Origin of the sequence: Streptomonospora arabica (genome assembly GCF_039531585.1) — a bacterium.
GTDB lineage: Bacteria > Actinomycetota > Actinomycetes > Streptosporangiales > Streptosporangiaceae > Streptomonospora > Streptomonospora halophila.
Map to the genome: position 1 here is coordinate 48,328 of NZ_BAAAQI010000003.1, position 18,876 is coordinate 67,203.

16 protein-coding genes are annotated in these 18,876 nt (G+C 74.4%); 9 read left to right on the forward strand and 7 right to left on the reverse strand.

From position 1 onward, the window contains the following. The first annotated feature begins 208 nt into the window (after positions 1 to 208). Together ABD284_RS06410 and ABD284_RS06415 are read left to right on the forward strand one after the other, a co-directional pair. Positions 209 to 1,093, forward strand: a complete 885-nt coding sequence (locus ABD284_RS06410; protein ID WP_344141553.1) for an SCO6745 family protein — start codon at positions 209 to 211, stop codon at positions 1,091 to 1,093. 177 nt (positions 1,094 to 1,270) lie between these two features. Further along, positions 1,271 to 2,068: a protein phosphatase 2C domain-containing protein gene (locus ABD284_RS06415; RefSeq protein WP_344141555.1), complete on the forward strand. Its 798-nt coding sequence runs from the start codon at positions 1,271 to 1,273 to the stop codon at positions 2,066 to 2,068. 35 nt (positions 2,069 to 2,103) lie between these two features. On the opposite strand, the gene ABD284_RS06420 is transcribed toward ABD284_RS06415, so the two are convergent. Continuing rightward, complete coding sequence (locus tag ABD284_RS06420) at positions 2,104 to 2,688, reverse strand: hypothetical protein (RefSeq protein WP_344141556.1); 585 nt, start codon at positions 2,686 to 2,688, stop codon at positions 2,104 to 2,106. 201 nt (positions 2,689 to 2,889) lie between these two features. On the opposite strand from ABD284_RS06420, the gene ABD284_RS06425 reads away from it, so the two are divergent. Together ABD284_RS06425 and ABD284_RS06430 are read left to right on the forward strand one after the other, a co-directional pair. Beyond that, a complete protein-coding gene (locus ABD284_RS06425; RefSeq protein ID WP_344141557.1) occupies positions 2,890 to 3,714 on the forward strand; it encodes an enoyl-CoA hydratase-related protein in 825 nt (274 codons plus the stop codon). A 126-nt stretch (positions 3,715 to 3,840) separates the two neighbouring features. Beyond that, complete coding sequence (locus tag ABD284_RS06430; protein ID WP_344141558.1) at positions 3,841 to 4,797, forward strand: quinone oxidoreductase family protein; 957 nt, start codon at positions 3,841 to 3,843, stop codon at positions 4,795 to 4,797. Between the two features lie 384 nt (positions 4,798 to 5,181). Here ABD284_RS06430 and ABD284_RS06435 read toward each other — a convergent pair whose 3' ends face one another. Continuing rightward, on the reverse strand, positions 5,182 to 6,108 hold the full coding sequence (locus ABD284_RS06435) for a hypothetical protein (protein ID WP_344141559.1): 927 nt from the start codon (positions 6,106 to 6,108) through the stop codon (positions 5,182 to 5,184). A gap of 139 nt (positions 6,109 to 6,247) precedes the next feature. Between ABD284_RS06435 and ABD284_RS06440 the strand changes: the two genes are divergently transcribed. After that, the gene (locus ABD284_RS06440; RefSeq protein WP_344141561.1) at positions 6,248 to 8,863 is read left to right on the forward strand and encodes an ATP-binding protein; all 2,616 of its coding nucleotides are present in this window, start codon (positions 6,248 to 6,250) and stop codon (positions 8,861 to 8,863) included. A 10-nt stretch (positions 8,864 to 8,873) separates the two neighbouring features. Then, complete coding sequence (locus ABD284_RS06445; protein WP_344141563.1) at positions 8,874 to 9,548, forward strand: response regulator; 675 nt, start codon at positions 8,874 to 8,876, stop codon at positions 9,546 to 9,548. 232 nt (positions 9,549 to 9,780) lie between these two features. On the opposite strand, the gene ABD284_RS06450 is transcribed toward ABD284_RS06445, so the two are convergent. Continuing rightward, positions 9,781 to 10,713 carry an aminoglycoside phosphotransferase family protein gene (locus ABD284_RS06450; RefSeq protein ID WP_344141564.1) on the reverse strand — a complete coding sequence of 311 codons (933 nt, stop codon included), beginning with the start codon at positions 10,711 to 10,713 and terminating at the stop codon, positions 9,781 to 9,783. Positions 10,714 to 11,220: 507 nt separating this feature from the next. Then, a complete protein-coding gene (locus tag ABD284_RS06455; protein WP_344141566.1) occupies positions 11,221 to 11,901 on the reverse strand; it encodes a sirohydrochlorin chelatase in 681 nt (226 codons plus the stop codon). Positions 11,902 to 12,863: 962 nt separating this feature from the next. Between ABD284_RS06455 and ABD284_RS06460 the strand changes: the two genes are divergently transcribed. From ABD284_RS06460 to ABD284_RS06470, 3 genes are all read left to right on the forward strand, one after another. Then, on the forward strand, positions 12,864 to 13,673 hold the full coding sequence (locus ABD284_RS06460; RefSeq protein WP_344141567.1) for a nucleotidyltransferase domain-containing protein: 810 nt from the start codon (positions 12,864 to 12,866) through the stop codon (positions 13,671 to 13,673). 90 nt (positions 13,674 to 13,763) lie between these two features. Continuing rightward, the gene (gene def, locus ABD284_RS06465) at positions 13,764 to 14,321 is read left to right on the forward strand and encodes a peptide deformylase (RefSeq protein WP_344141568.1); all 558 of its coding nucleotides are present in this window, start codon (positions 13,764 to 13,766) and stop codon (positions 14,319 to 14,321) included. A 204-nt stretch (positions 14,322 to 14,525) separates the two neighbouring features. Further along, on the forward strand, positions 14,526 to 15,524 hold the full coding sequence (locus ABD284_RS06470; protein WP_344141569.1) for a coiled-coil domain-containing protein: 999 nt from the start codon (positions 14,526 to 14,528) through the stop codon (positions 15,522 to 15,524). A 133-nt stretch (positions 15,525 to 15,657) separates the two neighbouring features. Here the strand turns inward: ABD284_RS06470 and ABD284_RS06475 are convergent, their stop codons facing one another. From ABD284_RS06475 to ABD284_RS06485, 3 genes are all read right to left on the reverse strand, one after another. Then, positions 15,658 to 16,920 (reverse strand): MFS transporter, encoded by a 1,263-nt coding sequence (locus ABD284_RS06475; protein WP_344141570.1) that lies wholly within the window; start codon positions 16,918 to 16,920, stop codon positions 15,658 to 15,660. Between the two features lie 57 nt (positions 16,921 to 16,977). Continuing rightward, positions 16,978 to 17,790 (reverse strand): alpha/beta hydrolase, encoded by an 813-nt coding sequence (locus ABD284_RS06480; protein ID WP_344141572.1) that lies wholly within the window; start codon positions 17,788 to 17,790, stop codon positions 16,978 to 16,980. 302 nt (positions 17,791 to 18,092) lie between these two features. Next, complete coding sequence (locus tag ABD284_RS06485; RefSeq protein WP_344141573.1) at positions 18,093 to 18,857, reverse strand: CPBP family intramembrane glutamic endopeptidase; 765 nt, start codon at positions 18,855 to 18,857, stop codon at positions 18,093 to 18,095. Between the last annotated feature and the right edge of the window lie 19 nt (positions 18,858 to 18,876).

Here is an 18,876-nt window from a genome sequence, read left to right on the forward strand (position 1 = left end):
GTTCGCGGTCGCCGGGCGGGCCGCCGACCGGCGCGCCGCCGTTGTCGTTCCTACGCAAACCGACCGGTCGGTGTCAACCCGTGGGGCGGTCTCGGCCCGCCGGGCGGCCCTGTCTAGCCTTGCGGGGCGGGCGCGGGTCCCGCGGCGTCCCCGCCCCGCCGGCGGCACCCGCACGGCCCGCCCGCCCCGACGAGATCAGGAGAGCGCCATGCCCGACGACGCACCGTCCCCCGAGCTCGCCCGTACCGCCTGGTCGGCCCTGGAGCCGATCCACATCCCCGTCTACTTCGCACCGGAGGCCCGGGAGCGCTATGCCGCGATCGGGCTGGACGACCGCGCCCTGGCCTACTTCGCCTCCCGGTCGGCGGCCATGGGCGCCGTGGACCCGGGCACGGTGACGGCGGCGTTCTACAGCTTCAGCCCCGCTCTCGTGGGCTCCGCCATCCCGAGGGCGTGGTCGCTGGCCGCGCCCGAGACCGTGCTGCGGACCCGACTCGACGTCGCCGACCAGGTCCTGCGCCGCGTCCTCGGCGAGGACGCCGTGGGCTCGGAGCGGATGAAGGAGGCCGCCGGGCTGGCCCGTACGGCCGCGGAGGCCGCAGCCGGCCTGACGCCCGGGCGCCCGCTCTTCGCCGGCCACGCCGGACTGGAGTGGCCCGGCGAGCCGCACACGGTGCTCTGGCACGCCGCCACCCTGCTGCGCGAGTTCCGCGGCGACGGCCACATCGCGACCCTCGTCGACGCGCGACTCGCACCGCTGGAGGCGCTGGCAACACACGCCGCCACGGGCGCGATGAAGACGTCGTTCCTGCGCAGGAGCCGCGGCTGGAGCGAGGAGGAGTGGGCCGAGGGCATCCGCGGCGCGGTCGGGCGCGGGCTGGTCACCGCCGACCCGGAGGGCGCGCTCGCGCTGACCGAGGCCGGGCGCACCCTGCGCGCGGATCTGGAGACGCGCACCGACGTCCTCTCCGCCGGGCCCTACGCGGCGATCGGGGCCCGGGGGTGCGAGCGCCTCGCGGAGCTCACCGCCCCCTTCGCCGAGGCTTTCCGGGCAGAGGGCCTCGTCCCGGGCTCCCGGAGCCGCCGCGCCTAGAAGGCCGCTGGAAAGGCGCACCCCCTCCCGCGCGCCACCCCCGGCGCCACCCCCGGCGGGGCTCGCGGGCGGGTTCGGCGCGCGGCGCCGCGCGGTCGCGTCGCAGGCGTGGGGCGCGGCCCGCCGGAGTCTGTCCGGGAGCGGCCTCCGGGCGTCTCCTAGGCTGTTGAGGTGCGCATGAGCTTCGCGAGCGAGCAGGGGCAGGGCCCGGCCAACGAGGACCGGGTGTGCGCCGGCTCCGACTGGGCGCTGGTGATCGACGGCGCGACGGCACCGCCCGCCGTGGACTCCGGCTGCCGGCACGGCGTCTCCTGGCTGGTGGACCGGCTGTGCGGCGGGCTCGTCGCCGAGCTGTCCGCCGAGCGCCCCGCGCCGCTGGCCGACTGCCTGGCCGCCGCCATCGAGTCCGCGCGCCGCGCCCACGGCGGCACCTGCGACCTGGACAACCCCGACAGCCCGTCGGCCACCGTCGCCGTCGCGCGGCCCGAGCCCGGCGGCCCGGCCTCCGGTGCGCCGACCGGGGAGCGCCGGGTCGAGTACCTGGTGCTCGCCGACTGCACGGTGCTGCTGGCCGAGCGCAGCGGAGAGGTCGCCGCGGCCACCGACGACCGCGTGGAGCACCTTCCCGGCGGCCGCCCCTACAGCGCCGGCCTGGTCCGCGCGCACCGCAACACCGAGGGCGGGTTCTGGGTGGCGGGCGCGGTACCCGAGGCGGCCTACCGCGCAGTCACCGGGGTGTCGCGTACCGCCGGTGCCGGGTTCGCGCTGATGACCGACGGCTGCGCCCGGCTGGCCGACCACTACGGGCACCCGTGGCGGCGGATCTGGCGCTTCCTGGAGGCGGAAGGCCCCGACTCCCTGGTCGCCTGGGTGCGCGCCGAGGAGGAGCGCCGCGGCGTCGCCCACGGCAAGCGCCACGACGACGCGACGGTGGTCGCCGGCGCGTTCGGCGCGCCCGCCGCGGAGCCGGTGTGAGGTCGCGGCGCGGCACCCGGCCCGCGGCGGAAAGCTCAGGACACCGTTCGCGGGCACGCCGGGTTGTCCCAGCGGTCGATCACCGCGTCGGTGCCGTTCGTGCCCGGACTGCGCTTCTCCATGCCGCCGCTGTCGCACACGTGGGTGACGAAACTGCGGAACTCCTCGCACCCTTCGAGGTCGAGCGCGAGCACCCGGTAGCGGTCGGCCTGCCCGTCCAGCGTCTCGATCCGCAGCTCGGGCAGCCCGTGGCTGTTGAACCCGAACTCCAGCGACTGCGCGCTGCCGACGTGCATCCGCAGCTGGACGCTGGCGATCTCGTCCAGGTCGTAGCGGCGGCTCTCCGAGCGGTCCCCGCGCGCCCCGCGGCGGTAGTGCAGAGTGGTGCCGTCCAGGACGAAGCGCACGCGGCCGTAGGCGACACGGGTGCGCCAGGCCAGCAGGATCATCGCCGCCAGGCTCGCGACCGAGATCCCCGCACTGGACCACAGCACCGCGTCGTGGACGCCGAACACCCAGAAGCCGGTGAACAGCGCGGCACCCCCGAGCGCCACCTTGCCCAGCTGCAACCAGAACAGGCGCGTGTCGTCGGTGTAGATCCGTGTGCGCGCGAGTGCCACGGGACGGCTCCCTCACCGTGTGCTTCGACCCCGGGGCCGGTAGTGCCAATGGGAATGTACCTGATTTGTCCGTGTTGCGGGAGTAACGAACCTCCGGTGCCCTGCCCGTAGGATCTGGCCGACCGGCGGTCCGGAGCCGGCCGCACCCCGACCGGTCGCGCCCCCGGCACGGCGACCGCAGCGACGAACGGGAGGACCGCGATGGCCCGCACCACCGACCAACCCCCGCCCGAGGAGGCCGGCGCCCACCCCGCGCCCGTGCTGAGCGAACGCGACGGCGGCGTGCTGCTGCTGACCCTGAACCGTCCGGACCGGCTCAACGCCTGGACCCCCGGGATGGCCGACCGGCTCTTCGCGCTGCTGCGCGAGGCCGACGACGACCCCGCGGTGCGGGCGATCGTCATCACCGGCGCCGGGCGGGCGTTCTGCGCCGGAGCCGACATGGACACGCTCAGCGGTATCAGCGGCGCCCGGATCGAGGTCGACGGGCGGTCGATGGCCGCGCCGGCGAGACTGCGCAAACCGGTCGTCGCCGCCGTCAACGGCTCGGCCGCCGGGGTCGGGCTGGTGCTCGCGCTCTTCTGCGACGTCCGCTTCGCCGCAGACGACGCCAAGCTCACCACCTCCTTCAGCCGGCGCGGCCTGGTGGCCGAGTACGCGGCCGCCTGGCAGCTGCCGCGGCTGGTAGGCCAGGGCCGGGCGATGGACCTGCTGCTGTCCTCCCGCGTGGTGCTGGGCGCAGAGGCCCGCGACATGGGGCTGGTGGACTTCTCCCCGCCGCGCGAGGACGTCCTCGCCGAGGCGCTGTCCTACGCCGGCGTGCTGGCGTCCGAGTGCTCGCCGCGCTCGATGGCCGCGGTCAAGGGCCAGGTCCTGCGCGCCCAGGAGGCCGGTTTCGACGACGCCGCCGACGAGTCCGCCGGGTTGATGGCCGACGCCTTCGCCGCCGAGGACTTCGCCGAGGGCATCGGCAGCTACCTGGAGAAGCGGCCGCCGAGGTTCCCCGGCCTCGGCGCGCGGGAGTGAGTCCCGACACGCCGCTGCCCCCTTGGACCGAGCGGGCGAGGCGCACGACTAGGCTCGGGCACATACCATCCGGTCGGTCTGTGGCGTGGCCGGCCCGTCGACACCACGTTGGGAGACAGCACCGCTATGCGAGCGATCCAGATCACCGAGTTCGGCGGCCCCGAGGTCCTGCGCCCCGCCGACCTCCCCGACCCGGTACCCGGCCCCGGCGACCTCCTCGTCGAGGTCGAGCGCTCCGGTGTCAACTACGCCGACACCCACCGCGTCGAGGACACCTACCTCTCCAGCAGCGCCCTGCCGCTGGTGCCCGGCAGCGAGGTCGTCGGGCGCACGCCCGACGGGCGCCGGGTGGTGGCCATGGTCGAGAGCGGGGGCTACGCGGAGCGGGCGGTGGCGCCCGCCGGCATGGCCGTCGACATCCCCGACGGGGTCGACGCGGGCACCGCGCTCGCGCTGCTCGTCCAGGGCTCCACCGCCTGGGTGCTGCTGCGGCACAACGTGCACCTGGCCGAGGGCGAGTCCGTCGTCGTGCACGCCGGCGCGGGCGGCGTGGGCTCGATCGCGGTCCAGTTGGCCAGGACCTTCGGCGCCGGCCGGGTGATCGCCACCGCCGGCAGCGCCGACAAGCGCGAGCTGGCCCTGGAGCTGGGGGCCGACGCGGCGGTGGACTCCCGCGCCGAGGACATGACCACCGCCCTGGTCGAGGCCAACGAGGGCCGCCGCGTGGACGCGGTGCTGGACATGACCGGCGGCCGCGTCACCGACGAGAGCCTGCGCGCGCTGGCGCCGTTCGGCCGGCTCGCCTTCTACGGCATGGCCTCGCGCGAGGCGCCCAAACCGGTGCAGCTGCCCAACCTGATGCGCCACTCCGCGACGGTCAGCGGCATGTGGCTGCCGCACGCCTTCCAGCTGCCCGGCGACGTGGTCGGGCGCGCGATGGCCGAGATGTTCGACCTGGTGCGCGCGGGCCGCCTGCGCGCCGTGCTCGGCGGCGAGTACCCGCTCGGCGAGGCCCGCCGCGCGCACGAGGACCTGCGCTCGCGCGCCACCCGGGGCAAGCTGGTCCTGGACCCTACCCGCTAGCCGTACTGACCATCGAGGTCGTGAACGGCGCCCCCGGCACCGGCATGAGAGAGGGCCTCCGGTATCGGTGTGGAGGTCGCGCGTCCCAGCGGCCGGAATGCCCTCGACGCCCTGCGCTGTCCACTCCGACACCGCGCTGACACCCGCCGGGCGGCCGCGGCGATGGCGTCGGGACCGCTGCGTGGGTGCGGCGGTGGTCCAGCACGGTCGGGCTGTGCCTTCGGCGTCGTAGCGGCGGAAAGGCGGTCAGGCGTGCGCCGGCGTGGGCCGGCGTGGGCCGCGACGGCCTCCAGTGGTGTGCAGACGGCTGCTCCACTGCACTGGAGGCCGTCGTTATGGACCGACGGCCGGCGCCGGTGTCACCGACCCGAGGGCGGAGTACAGCTAGACGGTGCGCCCGGTGGCTGCGGCGCGGCCTTCGACCAGGCGGGCCATCCCGGTGACCGCCTCCACCTTCTCGCCGAGGCTCATCGCCGCCGTGCCGTGGAAGACGACCTGCACCATGAGGTTGCGGTCCCGGAACTGGGCGACGGCCCAGGTGTCGCCGCCGCCGGCGGCCTCCAGCATCGGCGCGTCCTCGGCGTCGGAGTAGGCGATCGAGAACCCCTCGTCGCCCGCGTCCAGCCGACGGACCTCGACGTCGGCGGCGCCCGCGAAGAAGTAGGTGTCGGCGGCGCGCCCGGTGGAGCCGACCTCGACGCCGCCGGCCAGCTCGACCCGCTCGCGGTCGAGCACGCGCCGCAGGACCGCGTAGTCGGCTTCCCGGGTCGCAGGGCGGAAGCGGCGCACGCCGACCCACATCGGGAAGCGGGCGGCCGGTTCGTCGGACTCCGAGCACCGCGCCTCCTGCACGACGTGCGGGTCGGAGTCCTCGATGCGCGCGCCGGTCACGACGACGCCGTTGAATGCGGCGCCGGTGATCCCGGGCACGTGGTCGGCGGCCCCGGCGGGAAGCAGGTCCTCGCACGCGGCGATGTCGGCGTAGGGCGGGTCGCCGCGCAGGGCGAACCACGCGGATCCGGCGACGACGGCGACCGAGACCGCGGCGTCGAACCCGGCGGCGCGCCGCGGCGCAGCCCGGCCAGGGCCGGCCGGCGCGGCGCCGTCCTGCTGCGGGCCCGGCGGACTCCCCGCCCCTGCGCCGCCCGGATCACCCGCCGGGCGCGCCGGCGGGCCCGGCCTCGGTCCGCCCGGGACGCGCGGCGGCAGCGGCCCGCCCGGCGGACCGGGGAAGGGAGAGTCCGCGCCGCCCGGCGGCGGCCCGTACCGCCCGCCCGGGTAGGAGGGCGGGAAGGGCGGCTCTGCGGCCATTGCGGCACCTCCGGGCCGAGGGATGGGCGCGTCCATTCTCCCGCCCCGCCGCCCGCGCCGGAATCGCCGCCCGCGACCGCCGTCCACAGGTTCCGGGAGGCGCTTCGCCCACCCGGCGGATTCGCCGCACAATGGAGTTGTGGCACGTGGCAAGCTCCGCATCTATCTGGGCGCCGCTCCCGGCGTCGGCAAGTCCTTCGCCGCGCTGGGCGAGGCGCACCGGCGCCGCGAGCGCGGCACCGACGTCGTGATCGGCCTGGTCGAGACCCGCGACCGCCCCCGAACGGCCGAGCTGCTCGACGGCCTGGAACAGCTGCCGCGCGCGGCGCAGCCCGGCGGCGGCCCCGGCGAGCTCGACCTCGACGCGCTGCTGCGGCGCGCGCCGCGGGTGGCGGTCGTCGACGACTTCGCCCACACCAACACCCCCGGCACCCGCAACGCCAAGCGGTGGCAGGACGTCGACGAGCTGCTCAACGCCGGCATCGACGTGATCACCACGCTGAACATCCAGCACGTCGAGTCCCTGAACGACGTCGTACGCCAGATCACCGGGGTGCGCCAGCACGAGACCATCCCCGACGAGATCGTCCGGCGCGCCGACCAGATCGAGCTGTGCGACATGTCCCCGCACGCGCTGCGCCGGCGGATGTCCCACGGCAACATCTATCCCGCCGAGAAGATCGACGCCGCCCTCTCCAGCTACTTCCGCGAGGGCAACCTGACCGCCCTGCGCGAGCTGGCGCTGCTGTGGGTCGCCGACCGCGTCGACGAGGGCCTGGCGCTCTACCGTGGCGAGCACAAGATCCGCCAGACCTGGGAGGCCCGCGAGCGGGTGGTGGTGGCGCTGACCGGCGGACCCGAGGGCGAGACCCTGATCCGCCGCGCCGCCCGCGTGGCCGCCCGCTCCCGCGGCGGACGGCCCCAGCCCAGCCACCTGATGGCCGTGCACGTGGTCGCCAGCGACGGCCTCGCCCATCCGCTGCCCGACGTCATCACCGGGCAGCGCAAGCTGCTCGCCGAGCTGGGCGGCACCTACCACCAGGTCATCGGCGACGACATCCCCACCGCGCTGCTGGAGTTCGCCCGCGGCGTCAACGCCACCCAGATCGTGCTGGGCTCCTCGCGCCGGCGCGCCTGGCAGTACATCTTCGGTCCCGGCGTGGGCGCCACGGTGGCCCGCGAGTCCGGCGACATCGACGTGCACATCGTCACCCACGAGGAGGTGGGGCGCGGGCGCAACCTGCTGCCGCCCCGCCCGGGCTCCCTGAGCCGCGCCCGGCAGGTCTGGGGCTGGATCATCGGCGTGCTCGGCCCGGTGCTCCTGGCCGCCGCCCTGCAGCTGCCGATGACCGCGGGGGCCGGGCTGACCACCCACGTCCTGCTGTTCCTGGTCTCCACCATCGCCGCGGCCATGACCGGAGGGCTGTGGCCGGCGCTGATGTGCGCGGTGTGGAGCACACTGCTGCTGGACCTCCTGTTCACACCCCCGCTGTACGGGCTGGCCATCGACCGCCCCGGCAACGGGATCGCGCTGGCCGTGTTCATCCTGGTCGGCGTGCTCGTCGCGTTCGTGGTCGACCTGGCCAAACGCCGCGCCATGCAGGCCAGCCGGTCCAAGGCCGAGGCGAGCACGCTCAGCCTGCTGGCCGGCAGCGTCATCGACGGCCAGGAACCGCTGCCGGCGCTGCTGCGCCGCATCCGCGAGACCTTCGGCCAGCGCTCGGTCACGCTCCTGCGCCAGGAGGACAGCGGCGGGTGGACCAACGTGGAGTCCGTGGGCGGGGCCCCGTGCGAGTCCCCCGACCAGGCCGACGCGCTGGTCTCGGTCAGCGACTCCCTCGCACTGGCCCTGCACGGGCACGTGCTTCCGGCCTCCGACCGGCGCATCCTCAGCGCCTTCGCCACCCACATCGGCATGGCGCTGGAGCGCCAGCGCCTGGCGCGCGACGCCGCCGAGGCCAAGCGCCAGGCCGCCCGCAACAAGATCCGCACCGCACTGCTCGCGGCCGTCTCCCACGACCTGCGCACTCCGCTCACCTCGATCAAGGCGAGCGTCTCCAGCCTGCGCTCGGTCGACATCGAGCTGGACGAGGACGACCGCGGCGAGCTGCTGGAGAACATCGAGGAGTCCACCGACCGGCTGAACAGCCTGGTCGACAACCTGCTGGACATGAGTCGGCTGCAGACCGACACCGTCCAGCCCAAGATCCGCGCGGTGGGCCTGGAGGAGGTCGTCCCGGCCACGCTGATCGGGATACCGCCGCACACCGTGCACGTCGACGTGCCCGACAGCCTGCCCCGGGTGCGCGCCGACGCCGGGCTGCTGGAGCGCGCGGTGGCCAACGTGGTGCAGAACGCCGCGCGCCACAACCCGCCCGGCCGGCCGGCCATCCGCCTGTCGGCCAGCGCCCTGGGCGACACCGTCGAACTGCGGGTCGCCGACCACGGGACCGGGGTTCCCGACGAGCACAAGGACCGCATCTTCGAGGCCTTCCAGCGCCTCGGCGACGCTCCCCGGGGCACCGGGATCGGGCTGGGTCTGGCGGTCGCGCGCGGATTCACCGAGGCCATGGACGGGACGCTCACCGCCGAGGACACCCCGGGCGGCGGCCTGACCATGGTCTTCACGCTGCACAGCACCACGGCCGACCCCGCGCGCGGCGGCGCGCCGGTACCGCCCGCGGCGGCGGCCGCCGACCAGGGGCCCTCCGGCGCCTCCCCCACCGCGCCCGACGGCGCCTCCTCCGAAACGTAGGGTGTGACGAATGCGGATCCTGGTCGTCGACGACGACGCGCAGATCATCCGGGCCATGCGGATCAACATGCGGGCGCGCGGCTACGACGTCGACACCGCCTTCGACGGCGCCTCCGCGCTGCAGGCCGCGGCCAAGCACCCGCCCGACGTCGTACTGCTGGACCTGGGCCTGCCCGACATGGAGGGCGGCGAGGTCATCGAGGGTCTGCGCGCCTGGACCTCGGTGCCCATCATCGTGCTCTCGGCCCGCCACTCCTCCAGCGAGAAGGTGCGCTCCCTGGACGCCGGCGCCGACGACTACGTCACCAAACCGTTCGGCATGGACGAGCTCATGGCCCGCATCCGCGCGGCCCAGCGCCGCTCCATGCACGTCGAGGAGGCGCCGGTGGTGACCACCGCCGCGTTCACCGTGGACCTCGGCGCCAAGCGCGTCACCCGCGGCGACGAGGAGGTGCGGCTGACCCCCACGGAGTGGCACATCCTGGAGGTGCTGGCACGCAACGCCGGGCGGCTGATCAGCCAGCGCCAGCTGCTGCACGAGGTGTGGGGGCCCAACTACCAGAGCGAGACCAACTACCTGCGGGTCTACATGGCCCAGCTGCGCCGCAAGCTCGAACCCGACCCGGCGCACCCGCTGTACCTCATCACCGAGGCGGGCATGGGCTACCGGTTCGAGAAGGGGTAGGGCGTGTCTGCCGGGTCGCTGTGCTCCTGCGCGCGGCGCCCCGGCACCACTCCCGCTGCGTTCTCGCCGGTCGACAGGGGACCCGCCCCGACACTCCTTCCTCAGCCGTGCGGGAGCGGCACCGGTCCCCAACGCTGAGCCCCGCGCGGAAGAGCGGCGCTGCGCGCCCCGGGCGCGGGGCACCCGAGTGCGCCACGGGCCGCAGGCACGCGGCGGTCGGCGGCCGCGGCCTTCAGCCCGCGGCCAGCCGCATCAGCATCGCGAAGTGGGGCGTGTCGGCGCGCCCCCGGTTGGCGGCGGCCACGGCGAACAGCGGGGCGCAGGCGCGGCACCAGGCCATCAGCCGCTCGCCGCGCACGCCGATGCCCGCGGCCAGCACGGCCACCCGGCGGTCGACCTCCTCCAGGTCCTGGGCCTGCCACACCGCCCAGTCGACCGCGTCGGCGGCGCCGTCGCCGATGCAGGCGCGGGGGTCGACCGCGACGAAGCCGCGCTCGGGCCCGCCGTAGAGCACGTTGCCGGGGTGCAGGTCGCCGTGCAGCGGTACGGCGCCGCCGTCGTCCTCGTCCTCGGCGTGGGAGAGGTCGCGGGCGCGGGCGTGGCCGCGGTGCATGGCCGACGGCGGGACGATCTCGGCGGCGCGCCCGTTCTGGCGCTCGCGCTCCCACATGTCGAAGATGAAGTTCATCCGGCTGTTCAGCGGATGCAGCTGGCCGAGGTCGTTGCAGGGCACGTTCACCGAGTGCAGGTCCGAGATCAGCGCGGCGATCTCGGCCATGTCCGGGACCTCACCCACCAGCGCGACCGTGCGCCCCTTGCCTACGGCCTCCAGCAGTACGGCGCTGCGCTCGGGATCGACCTCCCAGACGGCCGGCACCCGGCCGGTGCCCTGCCACAGCCGCAGCACGCGGGCCTCGGAGGTGCCCAGTGCGGGGTCGGGCGAGACCTTGAGGATCGCGGGGGTGCCGTCGGCGCGGCGGCAGAACAGCACCACCGAGGTGCGCCCGTGCGGTGCGGGCCCTTGGACGGTGAGGTCCCACTGCGCGGCCAGTTCGTCGACCAGGGCGGGCAGGTCGGCCAGCCAGGCGATGGCGCCGGTCCCGAACCTGCGGACCAGCCGCTGCTTCTGCTGCTCGTCGACAAGCTGCTGTGTGATGTCGTTCATCTGCCCACCTTGTGCATCGGCCTGCCCCTGGGCGTGGCTGCGCTACCGGACTGCGACCACCCCGAGTCGTCGGTGCGCGGCTAAAGGCGCGGGACGCACCCGCGGACCTACCCACTCGCGGGCCTCTCCTCCCTTTCCCTGGTCGGAGGAGGAACGGCGGCCCGATCGGCGATCGCGAGGCGGCACGTGGCGCCCGGACGGCGGGGCAGCGGGGGCGGGCCGGGCCGCCGGGCCGCCTGCGGGAAGCCCGGAGGAGCACGACGCCGCGCATCCGGCTGGTCACCTCCTGCGGCGGCTCCGGGGATCGAGCGTCGGCTTGGCGCCGAACCCGGCGGGGTTACGGCCGGCAGCGGAACGATCACGCTACCGCATCACCGCGCGGCGTCGGCTCCCGAGCCGGTCGGCCCGCGACAGGCCTGCGGGCGGGAGCGGATCCCGGTCGGCGCTGCCCGGAACCCGCTCCCGCCCGCACCTCCCGTGCCCGCGGCCCGCCGAGTCGAAGGCGTCTCAGGCCGCCAGGCGCGCCTTGGCCGCACGGTGCTGGGCCAGCAGACTGTCGACGACGATCTCGGAGGGCCACAGCGGGGCGGTGACCGAGGTCGCGCCCATCTCGTGCAGCCGCTCGTAGTCGCGCCCCTCGACCAGGCGCCAGGCCGCGACGGCGACCCGGTCGCGCCCGTTGCGCCGCAACCGCTCGACCGCGTCGCCGACCGAAGGCGCCCAGGAGTTCAGATAGCCCACCTGGACCGGCGAGCCGAGCCGGCGGCTGAGCATGCGGGCGACGTCGGTGACGCTCTGGCGCTCCTCCTGACCGGTGCTTCCGTCGGCTGCGAGCACGACCCCGTCGCCGGAGGACCATCCGGACTCGACGAGCCGCCCCGCCAGATCCGCCACGATCGAGGGCACCGCACCGAGCGGCGCGGTCGGGCAGGCGTCGAAGCGGCCTTCGAGGTCGAGATCGGAGAACACCAGGGAACTGGCGAAGTCGCCGCCCGCAACAAAGGCCGGCACGACCACCATCGGCCCCTCGACGGAGTCGACGGCCCGGCGCACATCGCCGCCGGAGCCGAACGCCGGAACAACCGGGGCCTCGCCCCGTTGCGCGACGGCGTCAGCCAGGCCCTGCAGGGCCTCCTTGCGGTCGGTGTCCTGAGAATCGTCCGCGACGAGCACCATGGTGGGCACCATATCCATCTCCTTGAAATCGCCGGGAACGCCGATCCTGGTGCGACAGCCTAGGACGCGGCCGTTTCGCCCGAATGACCTCGTGTTACGCATGCGAAAAATGATCACTGGCAGGTGAAGGACAACGGGATAGGGGGTCGAGTTCGAGAGCGGGACCGCTTGGAACGAAGTTTCACCGCAGTCGGGCTCGTCGAAACCACCCTGTTGTACGCCCGTACAACACGAGATGTTAACGGTTCGAGATCGGCATTTCCATAGCCGCCGGAGTCGCGCTCGTCACTTTCCCGATACGAGGCCCTGCAGCCGGATCGAGTCCCCCGATCAGTCGGAACAGGGCGTTTGCCCCGAAACCTCTCTGCAGATGCGGGGCGCCGGAGGAATGGAATCCCCCGGTGCACCTCGCACTTGATGCCGCACCGCATGTGCATTGACTCCGGGATTACTTTCCGCGCCCTTGCAAATGCAGGTGCAAACAATCGGCCACGTTCCCGGGACCGAGACGGGTTCCGGTACGGGCCGCGGCCGATGACGGGCCGCCCGGCGCGCAACCGCGCAGGAGTCAGGAGGCGACTGCGGGGCGCGCACCCGATGGCCCCTGAGATAGCCGGGATAACCGGGGGCCTCGCGCGGGCGCGAAAAAAGGTGGGCGGCCTATACCACTTCTCCCCGATTACGGACAAGGGAGTTGGCACCACTTCATCCTCTACCCTTGGCACCACCGGCGTGCGGGGGACTGGATGCGGATCCGGCGCCATCACTTGCCATGAGTCCGGTGCGCCTCTCAGACTGTGAAAACAAGGACACGACCTGGCCCTATGCTGCGCTGAGCACGAACGGAACGCCTCAGAGCCCGCGCCGCGGCGGCCGGATCCGGTCACCGTCCACCGGCTTCGCACCAGGGCGGGGCCCGGACCGCCCGCGGCCGGCCGACGCCCCGACCGAGCACGACCACGACTGGAGACCACATGGCGACCCACCCCCGAGTGCAGAGCCTTGCCCAGGCCTTCCTTCGCAACGTGGACGACGAGGCGCCGGGACTGGTCCAGGGTCTGTACCTGGCGGGTTCGGTGGCCCTGGGCGACTTCCGGCCGCACGCCAGCGACGTCGACTTCGTGGTGGTCACCTCGCGCCGCGCCACCGGCGACGACAACGAGGCGCTGCGCCGGGCCCACGCGCGCACCCGCGCCGAAATCCCCCGCCCCCAGTTCAACGGCATCCACGTCACCTGGGACGACCTCGCCGACGACCCCGCCGACTGCGGCCCCGTCGCCTCGGTGCTGGGCGGCCGGTTCAAGACCCGCGCCAGCGCCGACGTCAACCCCGTGACCTGGCTCGTCCTCGCCGAGCGCGGCGTGACCGTCCGCGGCCCGCTGCCGGTGGAGCTGGACGTGTGGGACAACCCGGCCAGCCTGCGCGCCTGGTCGCTGGGCAACCTCGACGAGCAGTGGCGCCGCTGGCGCGCCAAGGCCGGGCGCATGGTCAGCCCGCGCGGCCTTGCGGCGCTGGGCTCGCTCGCGCCGTCCTGGAGCGTGCTGAGCGTCAGCCGGCTGCACTTCACCCTGCGGACCGGCGAGATCACCTCCAAGTCCGCGGCGGGCATGTACGCCCTCCACGCGTTCCCGGAGTGCTGGCAGCGCATCCTCAACGAGTGCCTGCGGGTCCGCCGCGACAGCCGCCTGCCCTCGCTGTACCAGAGCGCGCTGGGCCGCCGGCGGGCCGCGTTGGACTACATCGAGATGGTCCTGGACGACGCCCTGCGGCGGCAGCCGGCCTGAGCGCGCCCGCACGGCGCCGACGCGGCCCCCGCACCTTCGTACTGCCACGCGCGCGCCGTCCCGCACCCGCGCCCGGCTAACCTGGAGTTCATGAGCAAGCGCCCCATCGTCCTGTTCGGCGATCCCGTTCTCGTGACCCCCACCTCCCCTGTCACCTCGTTCGGCCGGCACACCGAGACGCTGGTCCGCGACCTGCTCGACACCGTCGACGAGCCCGGCCACGCCGGCGTCGCGGCGACGCAGATCGGGTCGGGACTGCGGGTGTTCAGCTACAACGTCGACGGGCGGATCGGCTACGTGATCAACCCCGAGATCGCCGAGCTGTCCGAGGAGGTCCAGGACGGCGAGGAAGGCTGCCTGTCGCTGCCGGAGCTGGCGTTTCCGACCCGGCGGGCCGAGCGCGCCGTCGTCACCGGTGTGGACCTGCGCAACGAGCCGGTCACCGTCGAAGGCGAAGGCCTGATGGCGCGCTGCCTGCAGCATGAGACCGATCACCTCGACGGCCGGCTCTACATCGACCGCCTCGACCGCGACACCCGCCGCGAGGCGATGCGCGCGGTGCGGCGCTCCGCCTGGTTCCTGGGCGCCGATCCGGCGCCGCAGCCGAGTGCGCAGACGCTCCCCAGCGGCCTGGGCGGACCGGCCTGAGGGCGGCCGCGGCTGCCGGCGGGACGCCGTCGCACCGACCGCGCGCGCCAGGGTAGTGTCGAGCGACCGCTAGCCAGGTAACGTCACGGTCTCGTATCGTCTGCTTGAGCATCGCGCGGCCCCCCGCCCTCATTGTTCCCGCGCGCACCATTCGCCCCCGTGTGCCCCTTCCGGCCGGTCCGCGACCGACATCAGGTGACATCCATGCACAGACCGAACCCACCCCTCCCCCGGCGCCGACGCGCTCTCCTGCTGCCCGGCCTCGCCGCCGCGGCCGCCCTGCTACTCCCCGCCACCTCGTCCTATGCCGACCCCGAGGACGACGAGAAGCCGAGCCTGGAGGAGCTCAACGAGCGCGCCGACTCCCTTGAGGAGGAGTACGACACCGAGCTGGTGCAGTACGAGGACGCCAAGGACGACGCCGAGAAGGCCCAGAAGCGGCTGGAAAAGGTCGACGAGGAGCTCGGCAGGTACCGCGAGGACGTCGCCGGCCTGGCGGCCGCCCAGTACATGAGCAGCGGGCTCGACCCCACCGTCGAGGTGGTGATGAGCAGCGAACCGCAGAACATGCTCGACAACGCCGCCATGGCGAGCCAGGTCTCGGCCAACCACAGCGAGCGGGTCGCCGACCTCGTGGACCTGCGCGAGGAGCGCGCTGACGCCGTCGAGAAGGCCGACGGCAAGCTCAAAGACGCCGAAGAGCTGGTCGAGGACCTGGAGTCCCAGCGCGACGAGGTCCTGGCCAAGATCGAGAAGTACGAGGAGGAGCAGGTCCCCGACCCCGCCGGCGGGTCGTCGGGAGGCTCGGGAACGGGCAGCATCCCGGCGGGCGCGCAGGGCTGGGGCTGGGACGGCGCCACGCCGCGCATGGCCGCGATCCGCGACGAGATCGTCCGCGAGTTCGGCGCGCCCTACCCCGTCGGCTGCCTGCGCCCCGGCGACTCCGGCGACCACGGCTCCGGTCGCGCCTGCGACTTCATGATGAGCTCGGGCGGAGCGACCCCTTCGGCGGCCAACCAGCAGCTCGGCCAGCAGATCGCCGACTACGCCCAGGCCAACGCCGACCGGCTGGGTGTGATGTACATCATCTGGGAGCAGCGCATCTGGCACTCCGCCAACCCCGGTGCCGGCTGGGAGATGATGAACGACCGCGGCAGCATCACCGCCAACCACTACGACCACGTGCACATCTCCTCGTACTGACGCCGGCGGCGGTCACGGGAGGCGCACGCGGCGCTCCGGCCGGCATCGCGGGGTCGGCCGGTGGTGGCCGTGGGCCCGGACGGATGCCCGAGGGCCCGCCGCGGAGGCGGGCCCTCGGCCCCGGAACCCGGCGTCAGTCGAGCCGCCGCGCCAGGGCGAAGGCGGCGGGCAGGCAGGCGGCCAGCACCGCTCCCATGGCGGCGAACGCGGGGCCGTAGCCGGCGGCCTGGATCGCCACGCCCAGGGCGAAGGAGCCCAGGCCCGTCCCGGCGTCGTAGCCGATGTTCCACACCGCGCTGGCCGTGCCGTAGGCGCGGGCCCCGGCGCGGCGGAACATGATGACGATCGTGTCGTTCTGCACGGCGCCGAACCCCGCGCCGAACAGCCCGGCGCCCGCGACGGCGGCGGCCGCTCCCCAGGCGCCCGGTCCCGACCAGCCGTCCCCGGCCCCCCACAGGGCCGCCGCCGAGAAGGCCATGCCGGCGACCGCGGCGACGCTGCCGTAGGCGAGCAGGACGGGACGCCGGTGCCGGTCGCTGAGCGTGCCCGCCGCCCACCGGCCGCACACCGACAGCACGCCGAAGGCCAGCAGGGCGGCGAAGACCACGGTGGAGGCCTCGGACAGCGGGATGGACAGGAACGTCACGATCGCGCTGGAGGCGATCGCCGGCATCAGCATCGCCAGCAGCGGCACGCCGAGCCGCCGATAGAGCCGCGGGCCGCCGGGCGCCTCCCCCGTCTCCGCTGCGGCGTCCTGCCCACTCGCGGCGCCGCGGCGGCCCGCGCCGTCGCCGGCGAGGAGCCAGATGCCGGCCGCGGCGGCCGCTCCCGCCAGCGGACCGAGGGCGGCGGCCCAGAACACGGTTGCGAATCCGAGGTTGAGCGCCGCCCACACCCCGGTCGACAGGAAGAACACGTTGGGCAGGCCCACCGCGAGGCCGTAGTAGCCGGCGGCCCGGCCGAGCTGCTCGGACGGCACCAGGCGGGCCGCCAGCGCGGAGCCGGATACCGTCGCCATGCCGAACCCGACGCCCCGAACGGCCGAGACCGCCAGGAGCGGCGCCAGGTCGGCGGTCGCCAGCAGCAGCGGCGCCGGCACGCCCATCAGCAGCGCACCCACCGGGAAGGTCCACCGATAGCCGCCGCGGTCCAGCAGCCAGGGCATGGCGAGCTGGGTGAGGACCGTGGTGAGCATGAAGACCGACGTGGCGGCCCCTGCGCCCAGCTCGCCCGCGCCGCCGCGGGTGGCCCACAGCGGGACGACGGGCAGCAGCAGCACGAAGCCGGCGAACGTCAGCGCGGTCGCCAGGACCAGCAGCCGGAACGCCCAGCCGTGCAGCCCGAGATGCGACGGCCTTGCGGGCGGATTCATCCGGACATCGGAGGAGTTCACCATGACTCTCTTTGTACCTCAGCGGTATCCGGGTGCCGCCCGCCTGGCCGCGGCCCCGCCTCAGGTCCCGCGCTCCCCGTCCTCCCCTCCGCTCCGCCCGCCCATGCGGCGGGCCAGCCACAGCGCCATGCGCTCGGCCCGCTCGGGCGTCATCGCGCGCTCGGCGTGGCCCATACCCGGCTCGATCCACAGGTCCTTGGGCTCGGGTGCGGCGGCGTACAGCCGCTCCGCGTGCTCGATCGGGAAGTAGCTGTCGGCGTCGCCGTGCACGACGAGCAGCGGCGCGGCGAGGTCGGGGGCCGCCTGGGTCGGGTCGGGCGGCACCGGGTCCCACCCGGTGTCGATGACGCGCACGCGGCGGGCCACGCGCAGGAACCAGCGGCCGAACGCCTGCTCGACGCCGAAGTGCAGCAGCCGCATCCGCCGTGAGCCGCGGTAGTACCACATGCTCGGCCCGCTGACGGCGACCACGGCGCCGACGCCGCCGAACATCGCGGCGTGGCGCACGGCCACGGCCGCTCCCATGGAGAACCCCACCGAGGCGACGGAGGTGTAGCCCAGCCCGCGCAGGTGCGCGCAGACGGCCTCCAGGTCGTGCACCTCCAGGTTGCCGACGGTGCACAGCCCGCCGGAGTCGCGGTGGCCGCGGAAGTCGAAGGTCATCACGTCGCCGATCGGCAGCAGGCGCTCGGCGATCGAGCGCGTGCCGGGGCTGCGCCAGGTGCCGGTGAAGCCGTTCGCCAGCACGACGGCGGTGGTTCGGTCGGTGCCGCCGCGCAACAGCGCGGTGTCGAGGTCGATCCCGTCGGAAGTGGTGAGCCGCCGCCGCTCGGGGGCGGACAGCGGAGCGGAGCGGTACAGCGCATCAGTCACCGAACCATCGTGCCCGATCGCCTCGCGCCACAGCAGGACGGCTGGCGCGAACACGCAGGGGGTGCTGGCACCACCCCGCGCGGGTCGGCCTCACTCCGGGCCCGGGCGGCGATGGCGGTCCCGGCGACGCGTGCAGGTCGCCGGGCGCGGCGCCGCCGCACGCCTGTTGCGGCATCCCCTGGATCACGGCGGGACAGCAGGCGGCCGGAGCCAGCCGGCTCACCGGGCAGGTTCTCGACGCCACCGGCGGCTCGCACCCGTGACCCGGTCGTGAGCAGGCCGCCGCCGGCTCGCCGGTGCGCCTAGAGCGCGCGGGCGCGGTGGCGGCGGCCGCTGCCCGACAGCAGCAGGGAGCGCATCTCCAGCGCGATGTGCACGGCGACGGGGATCAGCAGGCTGCCGGTACCCAGATAGACCACCATGAACAGAGCGCCCAGGAGCCCCGGGCCCACCAGCCCCCACCAGCCCTGGTAGAGGTGGGCCAGCGCGAACAGCACACAGGCCGCGATCGCGGCCAGCCACACCGGCGCGCCCAGCGCCGTGCCGAAGGCCACCAGCAGGCCCCGGTAGAGCAGCTCCTCGCCGACCCCGGCCGTCACCGCGACCGCGGCGGCCGTCCGCCGCTCCCGCGACCCGCGCGGCGCCAGCACGCCGAGCGCCTGGCCGGGGTCGGGAAGCGGAGGCAGCGGGGGGCTCCCGGTCTCCGGCGCGGACCGGCCCCGGTCGCGGGTGATCAGCCAGATGATGAGCAGGGCCGCGCCGAACCCGAACACGGCCGCCAGCAGCGGAAGCCATGCCTGGGGAGCGCGCAGACCCAGGTGGGCGGCGTCGACGCCGGGGGCGAGCAGCACGATGAGGGCGATGGCCACCGTCCAGGCGAGGTGCACGCCCATCGCCAGGCGGTAGAACCGGACCAGGGCGCGGGGGTCGCTCCCGCGTGTGCGCTGCAGCCTCGTGAAGGCGCGCCGGCCCAGCAGCGGCTCGCCCACGGCGGCGTAGACGACCAGCAGCGACGCCAAGGCACCGGCGACGACGCCGAACTGGGGAACGCTCTCGGTCCAAGGCACGGCCACACACTAAGAGATC

Excerpts from the sequence above, each read along its gene's own strand:
- ABD284_RS06435 (WP_344141559.1), bottom strand. The coding sequence starts at position 6,108 with ATGGCCGCAGAGCCGCCCTTCCCGCCCTCCTACCCGGGCGGGCGGTAC.
- ABD284_RS06450 (WP_344141564.1), bottom strand. The coding sequence starts at position 10,713 with ATGAACGACATCACACAGCAGCTTGTCGACGAGCAGCAGAAGCAGCGG.
- ABD284_RS06460 (WP_344141567.1), top strand. The coding sequence starts at position 12,864 with ATGGCGACCCACCCCCGAGTGCAGAGCCTTGCCCAGGCCTTCCTTCGC.
- ABD284_RS06475 (WP_344141570.1), bottom strand. The coding sequence starts at position 16,920 with ATGGTGAACTCCTCCGATGTCCGGATGAATCCGCCCGCAAGGCCGTCG.
- ABD284_RS06470 (WP_344141569.1), top strand. The coding sequence starts at position 14,526 with ATGCACAGACCGAACCCACCCCTCCCCCGGCGCCGACGCGCTCTCCTG.
- ABD284_RS06415 (WP_344141555.1), top strand. The coding sequence starts at position 1,271 with ATGAGCTTCGCGAGCGAGCAGGGGCAGGGCCCGGCCAACGAGGACCGG.
- ABD284_RS06410 (WP_344141553.1), top strand. The coding sequence starts at position 209 with ATGCCCGACGACGCACCGTCCCCCGAGCTCGCCCGTACCGCCTGGTCG.
- ABD284_RS06445 (WP_344141563.1), top strand. The coding sequence starts at position 8,874 with ATGCGGATCCTGGTCGTCGACGACGACGCGCAGATCATCCGGGCCATG.
- ABD284_RS06430 (WP_344141558.1), top strand. The coding sequence starts at position 3,841 with ATGCGAGCGATCCAGATCACCGAGTTCGGCGGCCCCGAGGTCCTGCGC.
- ABD284_RS06425 (WP_344141557.1), top strand. The coding sequence starts at position 2,890 with ATGGCCCGCACCACCGACCAACCCCCGCCCGAGGAGGCCGGCGCCCAC.
- ABD284_RS06455 (WP_344141566.1), bottom strand. The coding sequence starts at position 11,901 with ATGGTGCCCACCATGGTGCTCGTCGCGGACGATTCTCAGGACACCGAC.
- def (WP_344141568.1), top strand. The coding sequence starts at position 13,764 with ATGAGCAAGCGCCCCATCGTCCTGTTCGGCGATCCCGTTCTCGTGACC.